Consider the following 20,211-nt stretch of genomic DNA (forward strand, 5'->3'; position numbering starts at 1 on the left):
ATATTTTAAAGGGGAGATTCTATTTTGAATAAAGTTGATTTTAAAGGAAGCGTGGTTTTAAACCCTGTCCCTGTAGTTTTAATTACATCTAGGAATAAATCTGGAAAAGATAATGTTTTTACAGTTGGTTGGACTGGAACAATCTGCACAAAGCCTCCAATGCTTTCTATTTCTATTAGACCTGAAAGACTTTCTTATGAATACATATGTGAAACTATGGAATTCATTGTTAATATGCCTTCTTCTGAAATGGTTAAAGCAGTAGATTACTGTGGAGTTAAGCCTGGTAGAAAATTCGATAAAATTAACGATATGGGATTTACCATGAAAGAAGGAACAAATGTTAATGTTGCCTATATAGACGAATGCCCTGTTACTATAGAATGTAAAGTAAAAGATATTATAAAATTAGGCACGCATGACATGTTTATTGCAGAAGTAGTAGGTTCTCATATAAATAGTACTTTGATAGATGAAAAAGGAAAAATTCATTTTGAAAAAGGTGATTTAATTTCGTATTGTCATGGAGAATACTTTAAACTTCCTCAAAATTCTATTGGTTCTTTTGGCTTCTCTGTTTCAAAAAAAATTAATGATAATAAAAAGAAGAAAGATACTAAAATAAATAATAATACTAAAATAGAAGAAAAATCTAAAAGTAATTTTTCAAGTAAAAATAATATTCCTAAAAACAGTTTAAAATCAAATAGTAAAAAAAATCATAAAAATAAATCAAAAAAAGCAAGTAATTCAATTAAATTCAAAAAGAAAAATAAATAATATCTCAATATATTATCGAATTCATTTTTTGAATTAATTTATATACAAATTTGTTTTAATAAACGCTTATAATTCCAATAGATTCCTTGACTTTAAGTAAAAATCTATCTATACTCAATAATGTTATAATGAATTAGATTTGGGGGATTAAGCCATGTTTATATTAACATATATTATTAAATATGAAGAGCTAGATGAGAAAATTGAAAAATTACAAATTAACGATATCTTCAATGTATTTTATGAAAGTCCTTTAGAAATTACAACTGATGAGTATGGATATGGTTATCTAGAAAAATCAGTTTCTACTATCGATCTTAAAGTTGCTTATGAGCTAGATAAAGATAACTTATCTTCATTTAAAGATACTGTTTCTTCTATTTTAGAAGCAGATTGCATAAATATTGAAGAAGTAAATTATGATTACGAAAATTATAACTTTCCTACGGTACATATAAATGATAATTGGGTTTTAGCTTCCCCTGATGAAGTTATAAGTGATAAAAACATACATAAAATATCCTTTATATCCCAAGGTGCATTTGGTACAGGTTTACATGAAACAACAAGAGATCTTTTAGATATTATTCTAACTAAAATTGATTTACATAATAAATCAGTTCTAGATATAGGTACAGGATCAGGAATTTTATCAGTTGCATCCGCTATCATCGGTGCGTCAAAAGTTACTGCTTTAGATATACGAGATGTGAGAGAAGAAGTTGAATTAAATGCTTCATTAAATGGATTATATAACATTGAAGTTTTAGTTGGCAATGCATTAAATGAAGAAGTCAATATACATGATAAGTATGATTGGATTTATATAAATATAGGTGGAGAAGAAACTGAGTTATTTATGGATTTTATAAAAGAACATTTATTAAATAACGGTAAGCTTCTTGTATCTGGACTTGTGGAATGGAGTTTTGATAAAGTAAAAGCTATAGTAGAAAGTCATGGATTTAAACTTGAAACAAAACATCAAACTAATGAATGGATAACAGCTATATTTAATTAGAAAATTAAATAGTGAAAGAGTTCAGAAAAATCCTTATTGATTTTTAATAAAAAGGTGTTTCGCACAAATTAAATTTTAAGAAGCACCCCTTCTAAACTTTTTCACTATTTTAATATCTTTTAATCACTAATAATTTTTTCAACAACATTATTTATTAAAGGATTTAACCGTCTCTCTATATCAAGAAAATTGTATTCTTGAATTGGAAAAATTGATTCTTCAGCCTTTCTAACATTCTTAAATGGAATTATTATTCCATTTTTCTCCTTATCATTTAAACTAATGACATTCATTTCTACAGGATAAGATAAAGCATTCCAAATAACATCCAATACAGGCTCTCTATAGTATTCCATTAGCTCTTTTGTCCCTCCTCCATGACCTACAATTCCAACAGGTTTTTTAAATAGAGGAAATCGATAATCTTCATTATTGAATCTTTTCAAAAACGCTAATTGTTCTATTTTCTCAAGTAGTACAATCTTAACCTCTGCATCTTTATCAAATATATAAACAAATCATTCTTTTTTATAGCATTTAATTTATTTATTATATTAATTATACTTAATTTCGGTAAAAAGCACACTTTATTTCATATTTACTATATAAAATATGAATAAAAAAATAAAAATTGGGCCCATTTAATTAAGAAACTCTTTATTAAATAGGCTCAATTTTTATTTTTCATGAAGATATTTATATATATTATAATTTGCTTTAACTTTATCTACATATTTTTTTGTTTCCGGGAATGGTATATAATCTAAATTTTCACCATCTAATGAATATTCTTCATCATTTAGCCACTTATTTACGTTTCCACTTCCTCCGTTATAAGCTGCTAATATCAAATCCAAATTTTCATCAAATTCATTTTCTAAGTTTTTTAAATACCAACAACCCATTTTTATATTTAATTCTGGATCAAAAAGCATAGATGGCATAAAATAATTTATCCCAATTTCTTTAGCCGCCCATTCTCCTGTTGCATCCATAATTTGCATTAATCCCTTGGCATCTCTTTTTGAAACAGCTTCCTTATTAAAATTACTTTCTGTCTTAATAACTGCTAATACAAGATACGGATCTACTTCATATTCCTCACTATACTTATTTACATAATCAGCATATTTGTAAGGAAACACATAGTTCTTCATCACTAATGTTATTCCAATATAAGCAATAAATACTGTAATTAGAATAGTTAATATACGTTTAAACTTCATTACCTTCTCCTTACTTATTTAATTACCTTTAAAAAATCCACTACCTTATCAACTTGATTTTTAGTTTTTAATAAGTCACCATTATTATCAATAATAATGTGTGCATAATCTTTTTTCTTATCTAGAGATATTTGTGCATTTAACCTATTTACAGCTTCATCTCTAGATAATCTATCTCTATTTTTTAATCTCATTATCTGAGTATTATTATCTACCCATACTACAATAATATAGTCCATATAATCATGAAGATTATTTTCTATTAAAGTTGGAGCATCTAGTATCACCATTGATTCTCCGCTTTTTTCATATTTATCTATCTCTGAAAAAATTTCATCTTTTATATATGGAATAATTATTTCTTCGTATTTTTTTCTCTGTTTTGGAAATCTAAATATATGATTTCCAAATTCCCTTCTTCTAAATTCCCCTCTCCAATCGAAAAAACCTGATCCAAATTCTATTTTTATTTTATCTAGAATTTCAGGGTATTTAATAAGGACATCTCTAGATATTGTATCTGCATCTATTATTTTAAATCCTTTTTCAGTAAGCATTTTTGATACAGTGCTTTTACCAGAACCAATTCCTCCTGTTAACCCTATTTTAATCATTTTCAGTTATGCCCCCTTATTTAGCCTCATACCATGTTTTACCTATATTAATATCTACCTCAAGAGGTACCTTCATATCTAAAACTTTTTCCATTTCATCTTTAACTATTTGTTTTACATCTTCAAGTTCATTTTCTTTAACATTTAATATAAGCTCATCATGTACTTGTAAAATCATTTTACTTTTCAGTTCTTTTTCCTTTAATTTATTATAAACATTAACCATCGCTAGCTTAATTATATCAGCTGCACTTCCTTGAATAGGAGCATTCATTGCCAATCTTTCACCTAAAGCTTTTACTATTCTATTAGATGATTTAATTTCTGGTATAAACCTTCTTCTATTTAAAATAGTTAAAACATATCCATTTTCTTTTGCTTCTTGTATTACACTATCTAAATATCCCTTAATATTAGGATATCTATCAAAATAAATCTCCATATATTCAGAAGCTTCTTTTTTAGTTATGTGTAAATCCTGTGAAAGACTAAAATCACTTATTCCATAAACTATTCCAAAATTTACGGCTTTAGCTCTACTTCTCATTAATGATGTAACTTCTTCTACTGGCACTTTAAATACTTCAGATGCAGTTTTTGTATGTATATCACTATGATGCTTAAATGCATCTATCATATTTTCATCATTTGACATATGAGCAAGAACTCTTAATTCTATTTGTGAATAGTCACAAGATAATAGAATATCACCTTCTTCATCAGGTATAAATACTTTCCTTATTTCTCTCCCCATTTCATATTTTATAGGGATATTTTGAAGGTTAGGCTCTGTACTTGATAATCTACCTGTAGTAGTTACTGTTTGATTAAAACTTGAATGTATATGTCCATCACTATCTATAACATTTTTTAATCCTTCCACATAAGTAGAATTAAGCTTTGTTATTTGTCTATAGTAAGTTATCTTTGGTATTATATCATGTTTGTCTTGAAGCTTTTCTAATACCTCAGCATTAGTTGAATAACCTGTTTTTGTTTTCTTAATTACAGGTAAATCTAATTTTTCAAAAAGTATTTTTCCTAATTGCTTTGGTGAGTTTATATTAAATTCCTCTTCTGCTAAGTCAAAAATTTCCTTTTCTGTTCTAGTAATCTCTTCTTTAAACTTTATTGCCAAATCATCTAGCATATTTTTATTTATATTAAATCCTAAAGATTCCATAGAAGAAAGAACAAATATTAATGGATGCTCAACTTCATAATAAAGTTCTTCCATCTTCTCTTCCTGTATTTTCCCCTTTAACAATTCATATATATCTCTTAGTTTAAAGTTTATCTTTCCTTCTAAGATTTCGGCTTCACCTGTAACATCTTCACATAGGTATTCATTTATTAATGTTAATAAATCATATGATGATCTAGCTGAATCTATTAAATAAGCTGCTATAGCAGTATCAAATTCAAATCTATTTATGGATATATTTAGCTTATTCAATACTGTAACTAGCGATTTACCATCATGAATTATTTTATTTAATTCTTCATTTTCCATGATTGTTTTTAAAGCTAAATTAGCTTCATTTTTATTAGTATTATAGATATCCTTAAAATTTATTAAGTACACTTTGTCTTCATTAGATAGATACATTTTATTCAGCTCTATTTCTGAATATTTTGTACTATTTATTACATCATATGTTATATAGCATATCTTATCTAATGATTTTGATAAACTAAGAAAATCTTCTGGATTATCGATAGTAATTAAATTTATAGTTTCTTCAGTTACTTCTAAATCTTTATCTGACTCAGGAAGTTTATCAAACATCGACTTCATTTGAAGCTTAAAGAACAACTTTCTTAAGCCTTCCTTATCATATGATTCTTGACTTTTTATCTCATCTAAATCAAATTCAATAGGTACTTCAGTTATTATTGTTGCTAGCTTTTTACTGAATATAGCTTGTTCTCTATAATTTTCTAAATTTTCTTTTAACTTTTTCCCACTAATATTATCTATATTATTTAATACTTCTTCTACAGAACCATAAGTTTGAATTAATTTATAAGCTGTTTTTTCTCCTACTCCAGGAACTCCTGGTATATTATCTGACTTATCTCCCATAAGACCTTTTACATCTATAAACTGAGTTGGTGTTACTCCAAATTCCTCAACAAATGTTTTATGATCGTACACTGCTGTTTCTGTGACACCTTTTTTTGTTATAACAACATTTATATTATCTGATGCTAACTGTAGTGCATCCCTATCTCCTGTAACTACAAAGACTTCAATATTATTTTTTTCTGCATATTTTGCTAAAGAACCTATTATATCATCAGCTTCAAATCCATCGATTTCATATTTACTTATGGCTAATAAACCTAAAAGATCTTTTACTATAGGAAATTGCTCTGCAAGTTCAGGTGGCATTTTCTTTCTACCTGCCTTGTAGTCTTCATATTCTTTATGTCTAAAAGTTGGGCCCTTTTTATCAAAAGCTGCAACTATATAATCTGGTTTTAACTCTTCCTTCATTTTAAATAACATATTTGTAAACCCATAAACTGCATTTGTATGAATTCCATCACTAGTTGTTAACTCTGGAATAGCATAAAATGCTCTGTTAAGAAGTGAGTTAGAATCTAATATCAATAATCTTTCCATATCTTCCTCCAAATTAAGGCGTTTACTCCTTAAACTTATGTTTATTATAAATTATACTATTTTTATAATAACAAATCATTACATTTTAATTAATATATCTATTTCAAATAGAAATCTACTTTTTAAAATAACTTTATAATATGTATATTCCTTTTACATCATATTTTAAAATTCCTTACATTATAAAATTTCCCAAATCAATACTTATTAATTCATTTAAAATATTAAAAAATACTTAAATCCAATTCTTCTGATAACTCTTTAATCACATGTAATCCTGATATGCTATTTCCTTTTTCATCTAATGATGGTCCATAGATACCTATTCCATATTTTCTTGGAACGGTAGCAAGGATTCCTCCGCCAACCCCTGATTTTGCTGGGATTCCAACATGAACTGCAAACTCACCAGATGCATCATACATTCCACAAGTAACCATAATAGTTTTTACTATTCTACATACCTCTCTTGACATTACTCTTTCATTATTCCAAGGAGTAACTCCATCATTAGCAAGTACTGACCCAAACCTAGCTAAATCCCTTGCAGATACTTCTATTGAACATTGCTTAAAGTACAAATCTAGTATTTCTTCTACGTCACCATCTAAAATACCACTACTCTTCATAAAATATGCCAAAGCTCTATTCCTATTTCCTGTCTCCTTTTCTGATAAATATACTCTTTCATTTACTGATATACTTTCATTATTTGTAACAAGTCTTATAAAATCTAAAATTTTTTGAAACTTTTCATCGACATCTTTTCCATCTATTAATGATGTTGTAACTATAGCTCCAGCATTTATCATTGGATTATAAGGTCTTCCTGTATCTCTAACCTCAAGGTTTACTATTGAATTAAATCCCATTCCAGTTGGCTCTACATTAACTTTTTTAAAGACATTATATCTTCCGTTATCTTTAAGAGCTAAAATTAATGTAACAACTTTTGATATGCTTTGAATAGTAAATTTCTTATCACATTCTCCTGAATAATATTCTTTTCCATTTAAATCAACTATACATATTCCTAAATCATCAGGATTTGCTTCTAGCAGCGCTGGAATATATGATGCAAGTTTGCCATCCTTACCATATTTTCTATTTTTATCAACTAATGTATCTAATAAATTAAACAATTTTATCACCTCATAATATCTTCAGTTTTATGTTGTATTCCTTAATTACTAAGCATTTCTATTATATTAATAATTCCTACTATACACAAGTGGATTTATACTTCTATATTTTTAACTAGACTATTTTACAATATTATGTAAAAATAAATAATATAAATTATAATTTGAGGTGATTTCATGGATATGAAAAATATGTTATTAAAGTATGCAACACTTGCTGTGAAAAAAGGTGTTAATTTGCAAAAAGATCAAGTTTTGCTTGTTAGTTCACCAGTAGAATGCATAGATTTTGCAAGAGCTATTGCAGAAGTTGCTTACAAAGAAGGTGCCAAAGAAGTTGTTGTTCATTATGGAGATCAAAAATTACAAAGACTTAAACTTGAATATGCATCAATGAATACATTAAAAGAAGTACCAAATTGGGTAGCTGAATCATATAACTCATATGCTAGAGAAGGATGTGCTGTAATTTCAATTTCAGCTTCAGACCCTGATGCTTATAAAGATATTCCTATGGAAAAAATATCAACATTCCAAAAGCATCGTCAATTGGCTTTAAAAGAATACTATGATTATTCAATGTCAAACAAGATACGTTGGACTGTTGTATCTGTTCCAACTGAAGCATGGGCATTAAAAATCTTTAAGGACTCTACTTCTGAAGAAGCTGTATCAAAACTATGGGATGTAATATTTGATGTAGTTAGATTAAATAACGATGATCCAATTAAAGCTTGGGAAGAACATAACAACAATATAGATAAAAAATTAGAATTTTTAAATTCCACTAAGCTTCAGAAACTCCATTATAAAAATTCTAAAGGTACTGATTTAACTATAGAACTACCTGAAGATCATATTTGGCTTGGTGGCTCAGAAAAATGTAATTCTGGAATAGAATTTAATGCTAATATGCCAACTGAAGAAGTTTTTACTCTTCCTAAAAAACATGGAATTAACGGAACTGTTACTTCATCAAAACCTTTAAGCTATGGAGGAAACCTAATCAATAATTTCTCCCTAACATTTAAAGATGGAAAAGTTATTGATTTTACCGCTGAAGAAGGGTATGAATCATTAAAAGAATTATTAGCTAGTGATGAAGGAGCTAGTTATTTAGGAGAAGTAGCATTAGTTCCTTTTGATTCACCTATTTCAAATTCTAACCTAATTTTTTATAACACATTATTTGATGAAAATGCAGCTTGCCATCTAGCTTTTGGTAAAGCTTATCCAACTTGTATAATTAATGGAGAAAATTTAAGCAATGATGAACTTGCTGCTAAAGGTGCAAATGATTCAATAATTCATGTTGATTTTATGATTGGAACAGATGATTTAGACATAACAGGATATACTTCTGATAACACTAAAGTTAAAATATTTACTTCAGGAAACTGGGCATTTTAATCACTCTTAATATTTCAAAATCTTCAATCATATATTAGTACATATTGAAGTATTTTACTTCTTATATATTAATTACTTAAATTTGTTTATACTATGAAAATTATGTATATACTATGTTAATGAGAGGGGTTTTGTTATGTTATTAAAGGAGGAAAAAATGATTAAAATTTTATTATTAGGTGGAAGTGAATTTGTTTCAGAATCTCTTGCAACCTATTTAATTAGTCGTGGCTACGATATTGATATTTTAACTAGAGGTCTAAGAAAAATAAATTATTCAGGATACAAAAATCATATTATCTGTGATAGAAGAAATAAGGAAGCTTTAAAAAATGCTTTAAATAATAAAAAATATGATGTAATATTTGATATATCTGCTTACTCAAAGGATGATGTTGAAATTCTATTTTCATATATTAATCCCTCTTCTTTAAAAAGATATATTTTCTGCTCATCTGCAGCAGTATATATCCCAAGTGCTGAAAATATTAAAGAAGATGCTAATAAAGGAGAAAATTCTACTTGGGGTAGTTATGGATATAATAAATTACAAGCTGAATATTATATAAATGAATTAATAAAAAATAATGGATTACATGCAACAATATTTAGACCTACTTATATTTATGGTGAAGGAAATAACTTATATAGAGAATGTTTTTTCTTTGATAAAATAAAAAATGATGAGGTTATATTAGTTCCGGAAGATGATGTTAAGGTTCAATTTATCCACATCCAAGATTTAGTTAAAGCATTTGAATGTGCAATATATAATGATAACGATAATAGAGCATATAATTTAACTAGCCCTGATTTATATTCTTGGGATGAAGTGATTAAATCTTGTGCATCTATTTTAAATAAAGATGCCAAAATCAAAAAAGTTCCTTTATCTAATTCAGAAGTTAGAAGTTACTTCCCTTTTAGAAGCACTAACTTTAATTTAAATATAATGGACCTTAGGGAAAATGGATTTCATTTACCAGTTATATATTTAAAAGAAGGATTAGAAATGTCATATAAATGGTATGTTGACAAAAAGCCTTTTTACAAAGATTATAAGCTAGTAAAAGCATTAAATAAATAAAAAAATTCGTCTTAAAACTATAATTTACTAGTTAATTTAAATATTTTTAAACAAAGAGCACCTAATAAGATACATTTATTCTTATCAGGTGCTCTTTGCTTATTATAACATATTCAATTTCTATATAAAGAACGCTATTTTTATAACCAATTATTTATTAGATGGTTAATTTTTATTCTATTTCGCTTTTAGAACTATTATTTCCTCCATCTCTTCTTTCTAATTCTTGTTCTAATACTGCCTTTATTCCTTGCATCTTAGCTTTTAATTTTTTCTTTGCATTAAATTTTTGAAATAATAACGTTAATGATGATGTAAATCCCATCATTTCTTGTGTTTCACTTAATAATATCTCTGTAGAATTTGAATCTATTTCTTTAAATTCATATTTTGAAATATATTTATCATTGCTTATTGAATTTGTTACCTCATATAGCTTATTTTTTTCATATCCAGTTATACGAGTTTCCATTTCAATTTTTTGTTTTCCTACTTGTTTTATTACCTTTTTATAACTTACTTCTGTTGGATTTTTATCATTAAACTTTGGCATTTCTTTTTTATTTAAATCAATAAAAACTTTAAATACTCTTTCTATTGGGTAATCTATTTTTATACCTACATTATAATTACTCATTTATAATCCCCCTATATAACTTATAATCATAATAATATTATTACATCTTTTTGAGTAAATTGCTATAAAAAATAAAAGGATTACATCCTTTTATTTTTTATAGTTATTAATTCTTCTCTTCAGATCTTGGTTTATTTTTACCAAGCTTTCTAGATTCCTTAGAATATCCAACTTCATCAGCAGTTTCCATCTTCATTTTTTTTAGTTCTGTTTTAGTTTTTTGCCCTGCTTTTTTATTTTTTTTAGAATTTTTATTGTTTTTATGTGCCATATAAAAACACCTCCTACCTCATATATATTTTCAAGATATTTAGGTATTTTTATTCTAAATAATGACTTATTTTTTTATTATTCTTCGTATATTATATTATCACAATTTTCTTTTATTTTTTCTAAATCAGTTGTTGCTTTTACAGTCCATCCTAATATAGGAACATTTCTTTTACGTTGAAATTTAACTACAGCTTTTGGCAAATAATCAACTTCATATGCTATAAAAGCTGGTTTACTTTCGAAATTTAAAAGTAAATTTCTCAATGCAAACTTTTTGTATCCAGGCAAATCAGAATCATCAAAAGATCCTGCTAATTGTCCCCTAGGTATTTCTGGAGCATTCTTTTTAAACCAGGATAAAACAAATGGATTAAAGGCTTGAACAGCTACATCTCCATTATAATCCTTTATTATACTATAAACTTCACTTTCAAGGATTCCAACTTTATCCTCATTTTTTATTTCAATAAGTAATGGAACTTTTCCATCTATAAGTTCTAAAACTTCATTTAAAGTAGGTATATATTCATTGGTATTTAAGAGTTTTAAATCTAAAATATCTATATAGTCTAATTCATTTAAATTTTTATTTGATCCCGTCATTCTCTCTAAATTATAATCATGAAACACAACAACTTTGTTGTCTTTAGTTAACTGAACATCTAATTCTATAGCGACATTTTCATCAATAGAATTTTTAAATGCTTTTAAAGAATTTTCAGGTATTTCATTATTATTATGTAGACCTCTATGAGATATTTTAATATTCTTAATCCATTCTAAACTTCCATCTTCTATGGGAGTTGCTTTAGTTAATAAAAACATACTTATTAAACATATTAATACTATTCCTAAAACAATAGATGAAATTATAATTATTTTTTTCTTCATAAATCTTCTCCTAATATTCAATTTTAAAACCATTAATTGCCATAATAAAATTATATCACTTAATTTTCTAAAAAACAGTAGCTGTCTAAAAATTTAGACAGCTTATACTACTATTCTTTATTTATTTTTATAAAACTCTTCTAATCTAATTCTTATTTGCTTTATAAAATCATAAGAATTAGTTACTGTAATATCTTCTAAATCTGATAAAAGAGCCAAATCTTTTGTCATATATCCTTCATTAATTGTCTTTATAGATACTTCTTCTAATTTATTTGCAAATTCTACTAATTCATTTAAATTATCTAGTTCTCCTCTTTTTCTTAATGCACCTGACCAAGCAAATATTGTTGCTATAGAATTAGTAGATGTTTCTTTTCCTGCTAGATGATTGTAATAATGTCTTTGCACAGTTCCATGAGCTGCTTCATATTCATAATATCCTTCTGGTGAAACTAGTACTGAAGTCATCATTGCAAGAGACCCAAAAGCAGTTGCCACCATATCACTCATAACATCACCATCATAGTTTTTGCATGCCCATATGTATCCTCCCTTTGATTTTATAACTCTTGCTATTGCATCATCAATTAATGTATAGAAATACTCTATATTAAGCTCATCAAATTTCTCTTTATATTCTTTATCAAATATATCTTGAAATATATCTTTAAAGGTATGATCGTATTTCTTGGAAATAGTATCCTTTGATGCAAACCATAAATCTTGCTTTGTATCAACTGCAAAGTTAAAACAACTTCTAGCAAAACTTTCTATAGATTTATTTAAATTATGCATTCCTAAAACTACCCCATCACCCTCAAAGTTATGGATAAGCTCTCTTACCTCTTCTCCAGATTCATTAGTAAAAACTAATTCTACTTTTCCCTTCTCTTCAATCTTCATTTCTATATCCCTATATACGTCTCCATAAGCATGTCTTGCTATAGTAATAGGTTCTTTCCATGTTCTCACATAAGGTTTTATAGAATCAATTATTATGGGTGCTCTAAAAACTGTACCATCTAAAATAGCTCTTATAGTTCCATTAGGGCTTTTCCACATTTCCTTTAAATTATATTCTTTGACCCTTGCTGCATTAGGCGTAATTGTAGCACATTTTACTCCTACACCATACTTTTTTATTGCTTCTGCTGCATCTACAGTAATACTATCATTAGTCTTATTTCTATACTCTAATCCTAAATCATAGTACTCTGTTTTTAAATCAATAAATGGATTTAACAATTCATCTTTTATAATGCCCCATAGAATCCTCGTCATTTCATCTCCATCCATTTCAACTAATGGTGTTATCATCTTTATTTTACTCATGTTTAGCCCCCCAATATTTAATTTTTAATAAGCTAATTATACATTATAAGTTTATTTTTTACAATTAAGTTTATTATTGTGTCTATTTACATAGAATATTTACTATGTTTAATAATAAATGATAACTTAAATAATTTAAGGTTATTTATAATAAATAAAAAATCTGATACTAAAATATTTATAATTTTAGTATCAGATTATTATTTTATTTAATATTTATTTCTAGAAGAAAATGGCTATTAATATTATAGCAAATATTATTTGACTGACTCCTACTGCTCCTCCATATAACATTGCTTTTGGCCCTTCTTTTATTAAATCATTTATTTTAACTCTCATTCCTATTCCTGCTAATGCTATGATTTCAAAATTACTACTAATCCATTTAAACATAGAAGATATAAACTGTGGTACAACACCTATAGTATATAATATACAAATTATAAAGAAACCATTTATGAACCATGGAATATTAATTTTTCTCTTTTTAGCTACATTACTACTATCCTTTTTTTCTTCCTTACTAACTTTAATTTCTGATTCTTCATTACCAGAAGATTCTTTAGATAAATCTATTTTTTCAAAAACTAATACAATTGCAACTAATAATATTATTCTTATAATTTTAAATACCGTTGCTAATTTTACAACATCATCTGAAACAAATTTCGCTGAACCTATTACTTGCCCTACTGATTGTAATATTCCCCCCATCATAGCTGATGTTTGAAGTGTTTCATTATTATATAATGCCGCAGTTATAAATGGTAGTAAAATCATTAAAATAGTTCCTATAACATTTACTATTGTTATAGATATTACTTTATCAGAATCATCAGCATCTATAACTGGTGCTGTTGCACCTATTGCAGATGAACCACAAACTGCATTTCCTGATGACATAAGCAAACAATATTTTCTATTAAATTTAAGTTTTCTTCCTATCCAATATGTTATTATAATTGTTAATGTCATTTGTAAAATAACAAAAATAAGTCCATTAAAGCCAAGACCTAATATCTCACCTAAATTTAAATTCGCACCCATAAGAACTATAGAATAATTTAAAAGATCTTTTTCTGCAAATTTAGTACCATTATCATATTTATTTCCTTTAAATATTGTATTTCCTACTATTATACCTATAAATATAGCAAAACTTGCAGCTCCTACTGTAGAAAATTTTTTCCCTAATACTTCTGAAATAACACCTATAATTAAGCAAATTATAAGTCCAGGTAATATGCTTTTTACTTTTTTCACTATGTACTCACCTCAAAATCTATAAATTTTATATATCTTTGTTACGACCTTATTATAGATGTTATTTACTTAAAGGTAAAATATTATTACTTTATTATTATAATAACTATTTACTTATATACCTTTTATCTTTTATCTCTTATATATTCTATAAACATATTAATATTATTAGATATAAATTTATCTTTATGCATTATTAAATATAAATCTCTCTCAATTTTCCCTTCTTCAAGTCTAAAATAAAATAATTTTCCTGCATTAACTTGCTCCTCTATCACTCTATATGAAACACATCCTACTCCAAGATTTGCCTCAACAGTTCTTTTTATAGCTTCCGTATTACCTAACTCTAAAAAAGTATTAAATTTTATTTTATTCTTTTTAAAAAATAATTCTGTGTGTTCTCTTGTTCCACTTCCTACTTCTCTCATAATTAATTTTTGATCTTCTAACATTTTTCCTGATACTATTTGTAAATTTTTTAATTCATTTTCATCTCCACAAATAAATACTAATTCATCCTTCCATTCAACTTCTCTTATTATTTCTTCTGAATGGATTTCACCTTCAACAAATGCAAGATCTATTTTATTTTCTAAAATTAAATTTTCAATATTTTTTGTATTTTCAATAATTAAAGATATTTCAATATCCCTAAACTTACTAGAGAAATCCTTAATTATATAAGGAAGTATATATGTTCCAATCGTTGTACTTGCTCCAATAATAATCTTACCTTTTTTATTATCTGTAAATTCTCTTAAACTTTTAAACCCTTCATCATATAAATTTAAAATTCTTCTTGTATAATTTAAAAAAACCTCTCCTTCATGAGTTAAAAATAATTTTTTACCTATTCTATCAAACAGCTTTACACCGAGTTCTGCTTCCAATTCATTTATGCTTTGACTAATTGAAGGTTGACTTATATACATTTCCTTTGCTACTTTTGTCATATTTAAGTGTTTAGCAGTTTCATAAAATATCTTAAGTTTCCTAAAATTCATGGTTTAAACCCCTTTCTCATAAATAGAAGAACTCAGCAATTGCTGAGTTCCATAATAAATTATTTATTTAAATCTTCATATTCTACATCAATTACTTCTCCAACAGAATCATCAACACGATTTGAATAATCATTATTTAAGTTTGATTTAGTCTCGTAGCTATAACTATTATTGGTTGATTTCTTCCTCCTTTTACTATCAAAGTATCCTTTTATCTTAAATACTATATATAAAACTATTATAAAAGGTAATATCCATACCAAAAGTTGGATAGCTAAAGCTGAAACCAATCCAATTATTAAAACTCCGCCTACTAAGTACAATCCTGTTTTTAATCCACTACTCATAATAAACCTACCTCTTTATTTTATATTGTTAGTTTTCGCTACAATAAAGGTATTATACCATAAGAAAAAAACTTTTTCAATAAGAGATATTTCTTATTTCTTTAAAAGGTTTATTATAACTCTTATTATTATTTTGATGTATTTTTATCTTTCTTTGCAATTTTAGGTAAAATAGCTCCTAAACCTAATAATACAAGTATTGTAATTACAGTAAGAGAGATTTGGAACCACCACTCACTTGAATATGTTTCAACTCCTTTTGGGAATATACCCATTACACAGGCAAATGCTGTAAATATAAAGCACCAAATTCCAAATCCTAAAGCTACTTTATTATTTCTTACAAATTTATAATCTGAATTAAACTTATCTGAAAGCTTTTTAAGCATTATAAACGCTAAGAATACCCATAAATATCTTAATGGCATTACTACTGAATTAAGTTTTAATAACCAATCGAATAATGCATTCATATCACCAATACCTAATGCTGGAACCATAATTAATATACCAACTAATATAGCAGTCATAGCATATCCATTTATAGGAGCACCGTATTTATTAGTCTTAGTTAATTTTCTTGGTATATAGTTTTCATCAGCATCTCCAATTAAAACCTTAAGTGGTGCATCTATTGAAAATACTAATGCTGATATTTGTGCAAGCATATTTGCTATTGCATAAACTATTAAAAATAAATTTCCTAATCCATAATATTCACCTAACATCTTAAATGCATAGTATTGACCATTCATCAATAAATCCTTTGGGATATTGTTGGAATCAAACATCATTGCCATAGCCATTGATCCAAGTAAAGCTGAAACAGCAACCATAGCAGCTAGTACTATCATCCCTCTTGGAAATTCCTTACTAGGTTTACTCATATTATTTACATATGGAGATATTTTTTCAGCGCCTCCAACTGCAAAAACTAGCATTGATAATGTTGTAAAGTATGTAAAGTCAAAATTAGGTATAATTGATTCCCATGTTATATTTGTTGTAGCTATTTCTACTCCTCTTATAGCAGGTGCTGCTACCATTAATAATATGTATAGCATAGACATTACAAAAACTGAAGTACCTGCAATAGTACCAATTTTCTTTAGAGATGTAATACCTCTAGATGCTACCCATAAAAATGCTAAAAATACTACAAGTGTTAAACTTTGTGCTACAAGCGTATTCATATTGCTTATAAAAGTTCCATCTTGTTTTACAGCCCATCCAAGTGCTATTAAAACAGCCTGAGGCTTTTGAGCTAAGTAAGGTACATGTACTACCCAATAAGTCCACCCAGCAAAATATGCTAAAGTTGGTCCCATAGTTTGTCTAATCCATGTGCTTACTCCTCCTTTTCCATCTTTAAAAGTTGAACCTAATTCACCAACCATTAAAGCATAAGGAACAAAATATAAACCAATTATTAATATCCATGATACAACTACAGTTAAGCCTTGATTTGCAAAGTTATTTACCACATTTCCAAATCCCCAAACTGATACAAATGCCATTAATGCTAAGTTGTACCACCTAATCTTTTTAGCGTCTTCTCCCATAACGCGCCTCCTTAAACTTTCGGGTATTAATAAAAATATTAATCCATAATCATTTTACCAACAGCAATATATTCCTACAATAAAAAATATTTTATTCATCTAGATTTTTTTATTATATTAGCATTTTTTTAATATTTTATTGATAATATTAAACATTTTATTATCCATTTATAATATATTATTACAATTCCCTAAAAATTCTTATCATATTACAAAATGTACAAGTCTTATTAAATATTTTATATTTTATTCCAATTCAAACCATCTATTTATAACATTTACTGTCTCTTCACTTGGATAATACATCTTATCGCCTTCTTTGTTACCTACTGCAAAAAGTGAAAAACCTAAAAACCATGGTTCTGCCTCATAAATTCTTCTGTATGCTTCAAAACCATTTGCTTGTTCTTGCATATTTATTTCTTTTGAAAGATATGGATTCCATGGCTCAACTGTTGCTTTAGTAGTTTTAGGAAATCCTAGTTCTCCAAAGAAAATTGGTTTATTCCACTTATCATAAAAATTTTCAACCTGTTCCTTAATTTCTTGTTTTCTATTGTATCTTTGAGATGAAATCAGTGCTTTTTCAATATTATCAACAGTGTTTATATCGTTATCAGTTAGCTCAAAATATGAAGCAATAGATATAAAGTCCACCTTTGAAAATATCTTATTATTTAATTTCTCATTATATTTTTTATTTAACTCATCCACTTGATTTTTTGTAACTTCATCATCCCAATTAGCTGTTGTCCAAAAGCTTGTCCTATAAGTAATTAATCCTTTATAATACTCTCTTGTAAAATCTATCATATCGCAAAATTCATTTTCCATTCCTTCTAGATTTGTAAACCCTGTAGCAATATTTATTGCATCAACTCTATAAGGAATAGCTATTTCATCTATTATAGGCTTTAATACATTTTGCTTCCAATTTAAAAAGAAACTTTCTTTATCCGAAGGATTGTAATCAGTTTCATATTTACTCCCATTTGCAATCCATGGATAGGGCTCCAATATTACATTTATCTTTTTTCCTTTAAGCTCTTTTAAAATTAACCTCGCTCTTTCCAAACTATTGCCATCTACATCCATAGTACTTGAATCTATATCATCTATATTTATAACAATTGGTAAATTTATTGTGTTTAATTCTAGAGTTTCAATATCATTCATTGCTTGTTCTACTGTATAATCTGTTGAAAGGTTAGCTGATTTAATTTTTTCACTAAATTCATTATTTAATATCTTCCCTTCTCTTTTATTTAGAAAATTATTTATCATACCTCTAGTTGTATAGTTAATTGCATATAAATAATATCCTGATATAATAAGCACAATAATTACCCCTGCAATTATCCTAACTTTTAAATCCTCAGTTCTTTCTTTTTTAACATCATTATTCTCCATAATTATCTCCCATACTATCTATTCAATTTAATCATTATCTAATATACCATTTTTTTATTTATTTTACAATTTTTATTATTTGAATTGTAACTAATAAAAGCTTAGGAATAAATTTAAATACTCCTAAGCTTTTTCTTAAATTCTATATAATTATAATGTAAATTTATATTAAAAATTTTAGAACAAATATTATTCCTACTACTATAGTTGGTATAGTAATATCCTTATATTTTCCAGTAAATACTTTAAGTATTATGTAAGATAAAACACCAAATACCATCCCATCTGAAATACTATAAGCTAATGGCATCATTATGATAGTTAAAAATGCTGGTAAAGCTTCTGTCCAATCTTCTAAATCTATTTCTTTTATTGGCTCTAGCATAAATAACCCTACTAAAACTAATGCACAACATGTTACTGCTGGCGTAATTACTCCAAATAATGGTGCAAAGAATAATGCTAATATAAACATAATTGCCGTTGAAACTGCTGTTAATCCAGTTCTTCCGCCTTCAGCAACTCCTGATGCACTTTCAACAAATGTGCTTACAGTACTAGTTCCTAGACAAGCTCCTAATGTTGTTCCAACTGCATCTGAAAGAAGTGCTTTTTTAATATTTGGAACTTTACCATTACTATCTAACATTTTTGCTTTTGTAGCAACTCCAACTAATGTTCCAATTGTATCAAACATATCCATAAATAATAATGTAAATAAAACTATTAACATGTCTAAAGAAAATATGTTATTCCATTCAAATTTCATAAATACAGAACTAATTGAAGGTGGTGCACTTATAATTGCATCAGGTATGTTTGTAATTCCCATTGGAATTCCTATAATTGCTGTTATTATCATACCTAAAAATAAAGCACCCTTTACGTTTTTAGCCATTAATATCCCAGTTATAACTATACCAATAACTGCTAATAAAGCTGGCCCCTTTGTTATATCTCCAAGTGAAACTAATGTCCCTTCACCTTTAACAATAACACCTGCTCCTTCTAAACCTATAAGCGCAATAAATAAGCCTATACCTACTGAAATTGCTTTTTTAATATTTGCCGGTATAGAGTCTACTATAGCTTCACGAACATTAAACACAGTAAGTAAAATGAATATTATACCTTCTAAGAATGCCGCTGTTAAAGCAAATTGGAATGAATATCCCATTCCTATTACAATTGTAAATGCAAAGAAAGCATTTAATCCCATACCTGGTGCCTGAGCAAATGGAAGCTTAGCATATAATCCCATGATTAAAGTTGATATAACAGCTGCTAATGCTGTTGCTGTGAATACAGCTCCACTATCCATTCCAGCTTGTGAAAGAATAGAAGGATTAACAATTAATATATACGCCATTGTCATAAACGTAGTTATTCCTGCCAACATTTCTCTTTTTATATTAGATCCACTTTCTGTTATCCCAAAATATCTATCGATAATTTGATTAGCTTTTGATTCTTTTTTCATTTTATCCCTCTTTCGTATTATTTTATAAATCCATGAACTATAATACACCATTTCAAAATAAAATCCAAGTATTAAACGAATATTTTTTATTTATTTA

19 protein-coding genes are annotated in these 20,211 nt (G+C 27.1%); 4 read left to right on the forward strand and 15 right to left on the reverse strand.

What is annotated here, in order from left to right; genetic code table 11:
* Positions 1-24 precede the first annotated feature (24 nt).
* Positions 25-780: a flavin reductase family protein gene (locus tag I2E83_RS03360; protein WP_195264173.1), complete on the forward strand. Its 756-nt coding sequence runs from the start codon at positions 25-27 to the stop codon at positions 778-780.
* Between the two features lie 154 nt (positions 781-934).
* Positions 935-1,801 (forward strand): 50S ribosomal protein L11 methyltransferase, encoded by an 867-nt coding sequence (locus tag I2E83_RS03365; RefSeq protein WP_195264174.1) that lies wholly within the window; start codon positions 935-937, stop codon positions 1,799-1,801.
* Between the two features lie 119 nt (positions 1,802-1,920).
* On the opposite strand, the gene I2E83_RS03370 is transcribed toward I2E83_RS03365, so the two are convergent.
* From I2E83_RS03370 to glsA, 5 genes are all read right to left on the reverse strand, one after another.
* Positions 1,921-2,157, reverse strand: a complete 237-nt coding sequence (locus I2E83_RS03370) for a hypothetical protein (RefSeq protein WP_195428538.1) — start codon at positions 2,155-2,157, stop codon at positions 1,921-1,923.
* Positions 2,158-2,478: 321 nt separating this feature from the next.
* Positions 2,479-3,027 carry a lytic transglycosylase domain-containing protein gene (locus I2E83_RS03375; protein WP_195264176.1) on the reverse strand — a complete coding sequence of 183 codons (549 nt, stop codon included), beginning with the start codon at positions 3,025-3,027 and terminating at the stop codon, positions 2,479-2,481.
* Between the two features lie 14 nt (positions 3,028-3,041).
* Positions 3,042-3,641 (reverse strand): dephospho-CoA kinase, encoded by a 600-nt coding sequence (gene coaE / locus I2E83_RS03380; RefSeq protein ID WP_195264177.1) that lies wholly within the window; start codon positions 3,639-3,641, stop codon positions 3,042-3,044.
* Positions 3,642-3,657: 16 nt separating this feature from the next.
* Positions 3,658-6,270: a DNA polymerase I gene (gene polA / locus I2E83_RS03385; protein WP_195264178.1), complete on the reverse strand. Its 2,613-nt coding sequence runs from the start codon at positions 6,268-6,270 to the stop codon at positions 3,658-3,660.
* A gap of 224 nt (positions 6,271-6,494) precedes the next feature.
* Positions 6,495-7,412: a glutaminase A gene (glsA, locus tag I2E83_RS03390; protein ID WP_195264179.1), complete on the reverse strand. Its 918-nt coding sequence runs from the start codon at positions 7,410-7,412 to the stop codon at positions 6,495-6,497.
* 177 nt (positions 7,413-7,589) lie between these two features.
* Here glsA and I2E83_RS03395 point away from each other — a divergent pair, with 177 nt between their 5' ends.
* Both I2E83_RS03395 and I2E83_RS03400 read left to right on the forward strand, forming a co-directional pair.
* Positions 7,590-8,822 carry an aminopeptidase gene (locus I2E83_RS03395; RefSeq protein WP_195264180.1) on the forward strand — a complete coding sequence of 411 codons (1,233 nt, stop codon included), beginning with the start codon at positions 7,590-7,592 and terminating at the stop codon, positions 8,820-8,822.
* A 157-nt stretch (positions 8,823-8,979) separates the two neighbouring features.
* Entirely contained in the window at positions 8,980-9,909 is a 930-nt protein-coding gene (locus I2E83_RS03400; RefSeq protein ID WP_195264181.1) for an NAD-dependent epimerase/dehydratase family protein, read from the forward strand.
* 172 nt (positions 9,910-10,081) lie between these two features.
* On the opposite strand, the gene I2E83_RS03405 is transcribed toward I2E83_RS03400, so the two are convergent.
* The 10 genes from I2E83_RS03405 to I2E83_RS03450 all read right to left on the reverse strand — a co-directional run bounded on the left by I2E83_RS03405 (position 10,082) and on the right by I2E83_RS03450 (position 20,114).
* On the reverse strand, positions 10,082-10,546 hold the full coding sequence (locus tag I2E83_RS03405) for a DUF3284 domain-containing protein (protein ID WP_195264182.1): 465 nt from the start codon (positions 10,544-10,546) through the stop codon (positions 10,082-10,084).
* A 106-nt stretch (positions 10,547-10,652) separates the two neighbouring features.
* Complete coding sequence (locus I2E83_RS03410) at positions 10,653-10,817, reverse strand: small, acid-soluble spore protein, alpha/beta type (RefSeq protein ID WP_195264183.1); 165 nt, start codon at positions 10,815-10,817, stop codon at positions 10,653-10,655.
* Positions 10,818-10,894: 77 nt separating this feature from the next.
* Entirely contained in the window at positions 10,895-11,710 is an 816-nt protein-coding gene (locus I2E83_RS03415) for a glycerophosphodiester phosphodiesterase (protein WP_195264184.1), read from the reverse strand.
* A 117-nt stretch (positions 11,711-11,827) separates the two neighbouring features.
* Positions 11,828-13,045, reverse strand: a complete 1,218-nt coding sequence (locus tag I2E83_RS03420) for an NADP-dependent isocitrate dehydrogenase (RefSeq protein ID WP_195428539.1) — start codon at positions 13,043-13,045, stop codon at positions 11,828-11,830.
* Positions 13,046-13,267: 222 nt separating this feature from the next.
* Positions 13,268-14,311: a putative sulfate exporter family transporter gene (locus tag I2E83_RS03425; RefSeq protein WP_195264245.1), complete on the reverse strand. Its 1,044-nt coding sequence runs from the start codon at positions 14,309-14,311 to the stop codon at positions 13,268-13,270.
* 122 nt (positions 14,312-14,433) lie between these two features.
* The gene (locus I2E83_RS03430) at positions 14,434-15,315 is read right to left on the reverse strand and encodes a LysR family transcriptional regulator (protein WP_195264186.1); all 882 of its coding nucleotides are present in this window, start codon (positions 15,313-15,315) and stop codon (positions 14,434-14,436) included.
* Between the two features lie 59 nt (positions 15,316-15,374).
* Positions 15,375-15,662: a hypothetical protein gene (locus I2E83_RS03435; protein WP_195264187.1), complete on the reverse strand. Its 288-nt coding sequence runs from the start codon at positions 15,660-15,662 to the stop codon at positions 15,375-15,377.
* Between the two features lie 128 nt (positions 15,663-15,790).
* Positions 15,791-17,224 carry an amino acid permease gene (locus I2E83_RS03440; protein WP_195428541.1) on the reverse strand — a complete coding sequence of 478 codons (1,434 nt, stop codon included), beginning with the start codon at positions 17,222-17,224 and terminating at the stop codon, positions 15,791-15,793.
* Positions 17,225-17,470: 246 nt separating this feature from the next.
* Complete coding sequence (locus I2E83_RS03445; protein ID WP_195428543.1) at positions 17,471-18,634, reverse strand: hydrolase; 1,164 nt, start codon at positions 18,632-18,634, stop codon at positions 17,471-17,473.
* A 163-nt stretch (positions 18,635-18,797) separates the two neighbouring features.
* Positions 18,798-20,114, reverse strand: a complete 1,317-nt coding sequence (locus I2E83_RS03450) for an NCS2 family permease (protein ID WP_195428545.1) — start codon at positions 20,112-20,114, stop codon at positions 18,798-18,800.
* Positions 20,115-20,211 lie beyond the last annotated feature (97 nt).

Origin of the sequence: Clostridium sp. D46t1_190503_E9 (genome assembly GCF_015555225.1) — a bacterium.
Classification (GTDB): Bacteria; Bacillota; Clostridia; order Clostridiales; family Clostridiaceae; genus Clostridium.

Excerpts from the sequence above, each read along its gene's own strand:
- I2E83_RS03395 (WP_195264180.1), top strand. The coding sequence starts at position 7,590 with ATGGATATGAAAAATATGTTATTAAAGTATGCAACACTTGCTGTGAAA.
- I2E83_RS03430 (WP_195264186.1), bottom strand. The coding sequence starts at position 15,315 with ATGAATTTTAGGAAACTTAAGATATTTTATGAAACTGCTAAACACTTA.
- I2E83_RS03415 (WP_195264184.1), bottom strand. The coding sequence starts at position 11,710 with ATGAAGAAAAAAATAATTATAATTTCATCTATTGTTTTAGGAATAGTA.
- I2E83_RS03445 (WP_195428543.1), bottom strand. The coding sequence starts at position 18,634 with ATGGAGAATAATGATGTTAAAAAAGAAAGAACTGAGGATTTAAAAGTT.
- I2E83_RS03410 (WP_195264183.1), bottom strand. The coding sequence starts at position 10,817 with ATGGCACATAAAAACAATAAAAATTCTAAAAAAAATAAAAAAGCAGGG.
- polA (WP_195264178.1), bottom strand. The coding sequence starts at position 6,270 with ATGGAAAGATTATTGATATTAGATTCTAACTCACTTCTTAACAGAGCA.
- coaE (WP_195264177.1), bottom strand. The coding sequence starts at position 3,641 with ATGATTAAAATAGGGTTAACAGGAGGAATTGGTTCTGGTAAAAGCACT.
- I2E83_RS03365 (WP_195264174.1), top strand. The coding sequence starts at position 935 with ATGTTTATATTAACATATATTATTAAATATGAAGAGCTAGATGAGAAA.
- I2E83_RS03375 (WP_195264176.1), bottom strand. The coding sequence starts at position 3,027 with ATGAAGTTTAAACGTATATTAACTATTCTAATTACAGTATTTATTGCT.
- I2E83_RS03440 (WP_195428541.1), bottom strand. The coding sequence starts at position 17,224 with ATGGGAGAAGACGCTAAAAAGATTAGGTGGTACAACTTAGCATTAATG.
- I2E83_RS03370 (WP_195428538.1), bottom strand. The coding sequence starts at position 2,157 with ATGGAATACTATAGAGAGCCTGTATTGGATGTTATTTGGAATGCTTTA.
- I2E83_RS03450 (WP_195428545.1), bottom strand. The coding sequence starts at position 20,114 with ATGAAAAAAGAATCAAAAGCTAATCAAATTATCGATAGATATTTTGGG.
- I2E83_RS03420 (WP_195428539.1), bottom strand. The coding sequence starts at position 13,045 with ATGAGTAAAATAAAGATGATAACACCATTAGTTGAAATGGATGGAGAT.
- I2E83_RS03405 (WP_195264182.1), bottom strand. The coding sequence starts at position 10,546 with ATGAGTAATTATAATGTAGGTATAAAAATAGATTACCCAATAGAAAGA.
- I2E83_RS03400 (WP_195264181.1), top strand. The coding sequence starts at position 8,980 with ATGATTAAAATTTTATTATTAGGTGGAAGTGAATTTGTTTCAGAATCT.
- I2E83_RS03435 (WP_195264187.1), bottom strand. The coding sequence starts at position 15,662 with ATGAGTAGTGGATTAAAAACAGGATTGTACTTAGTAGGCGGAGTTTTA.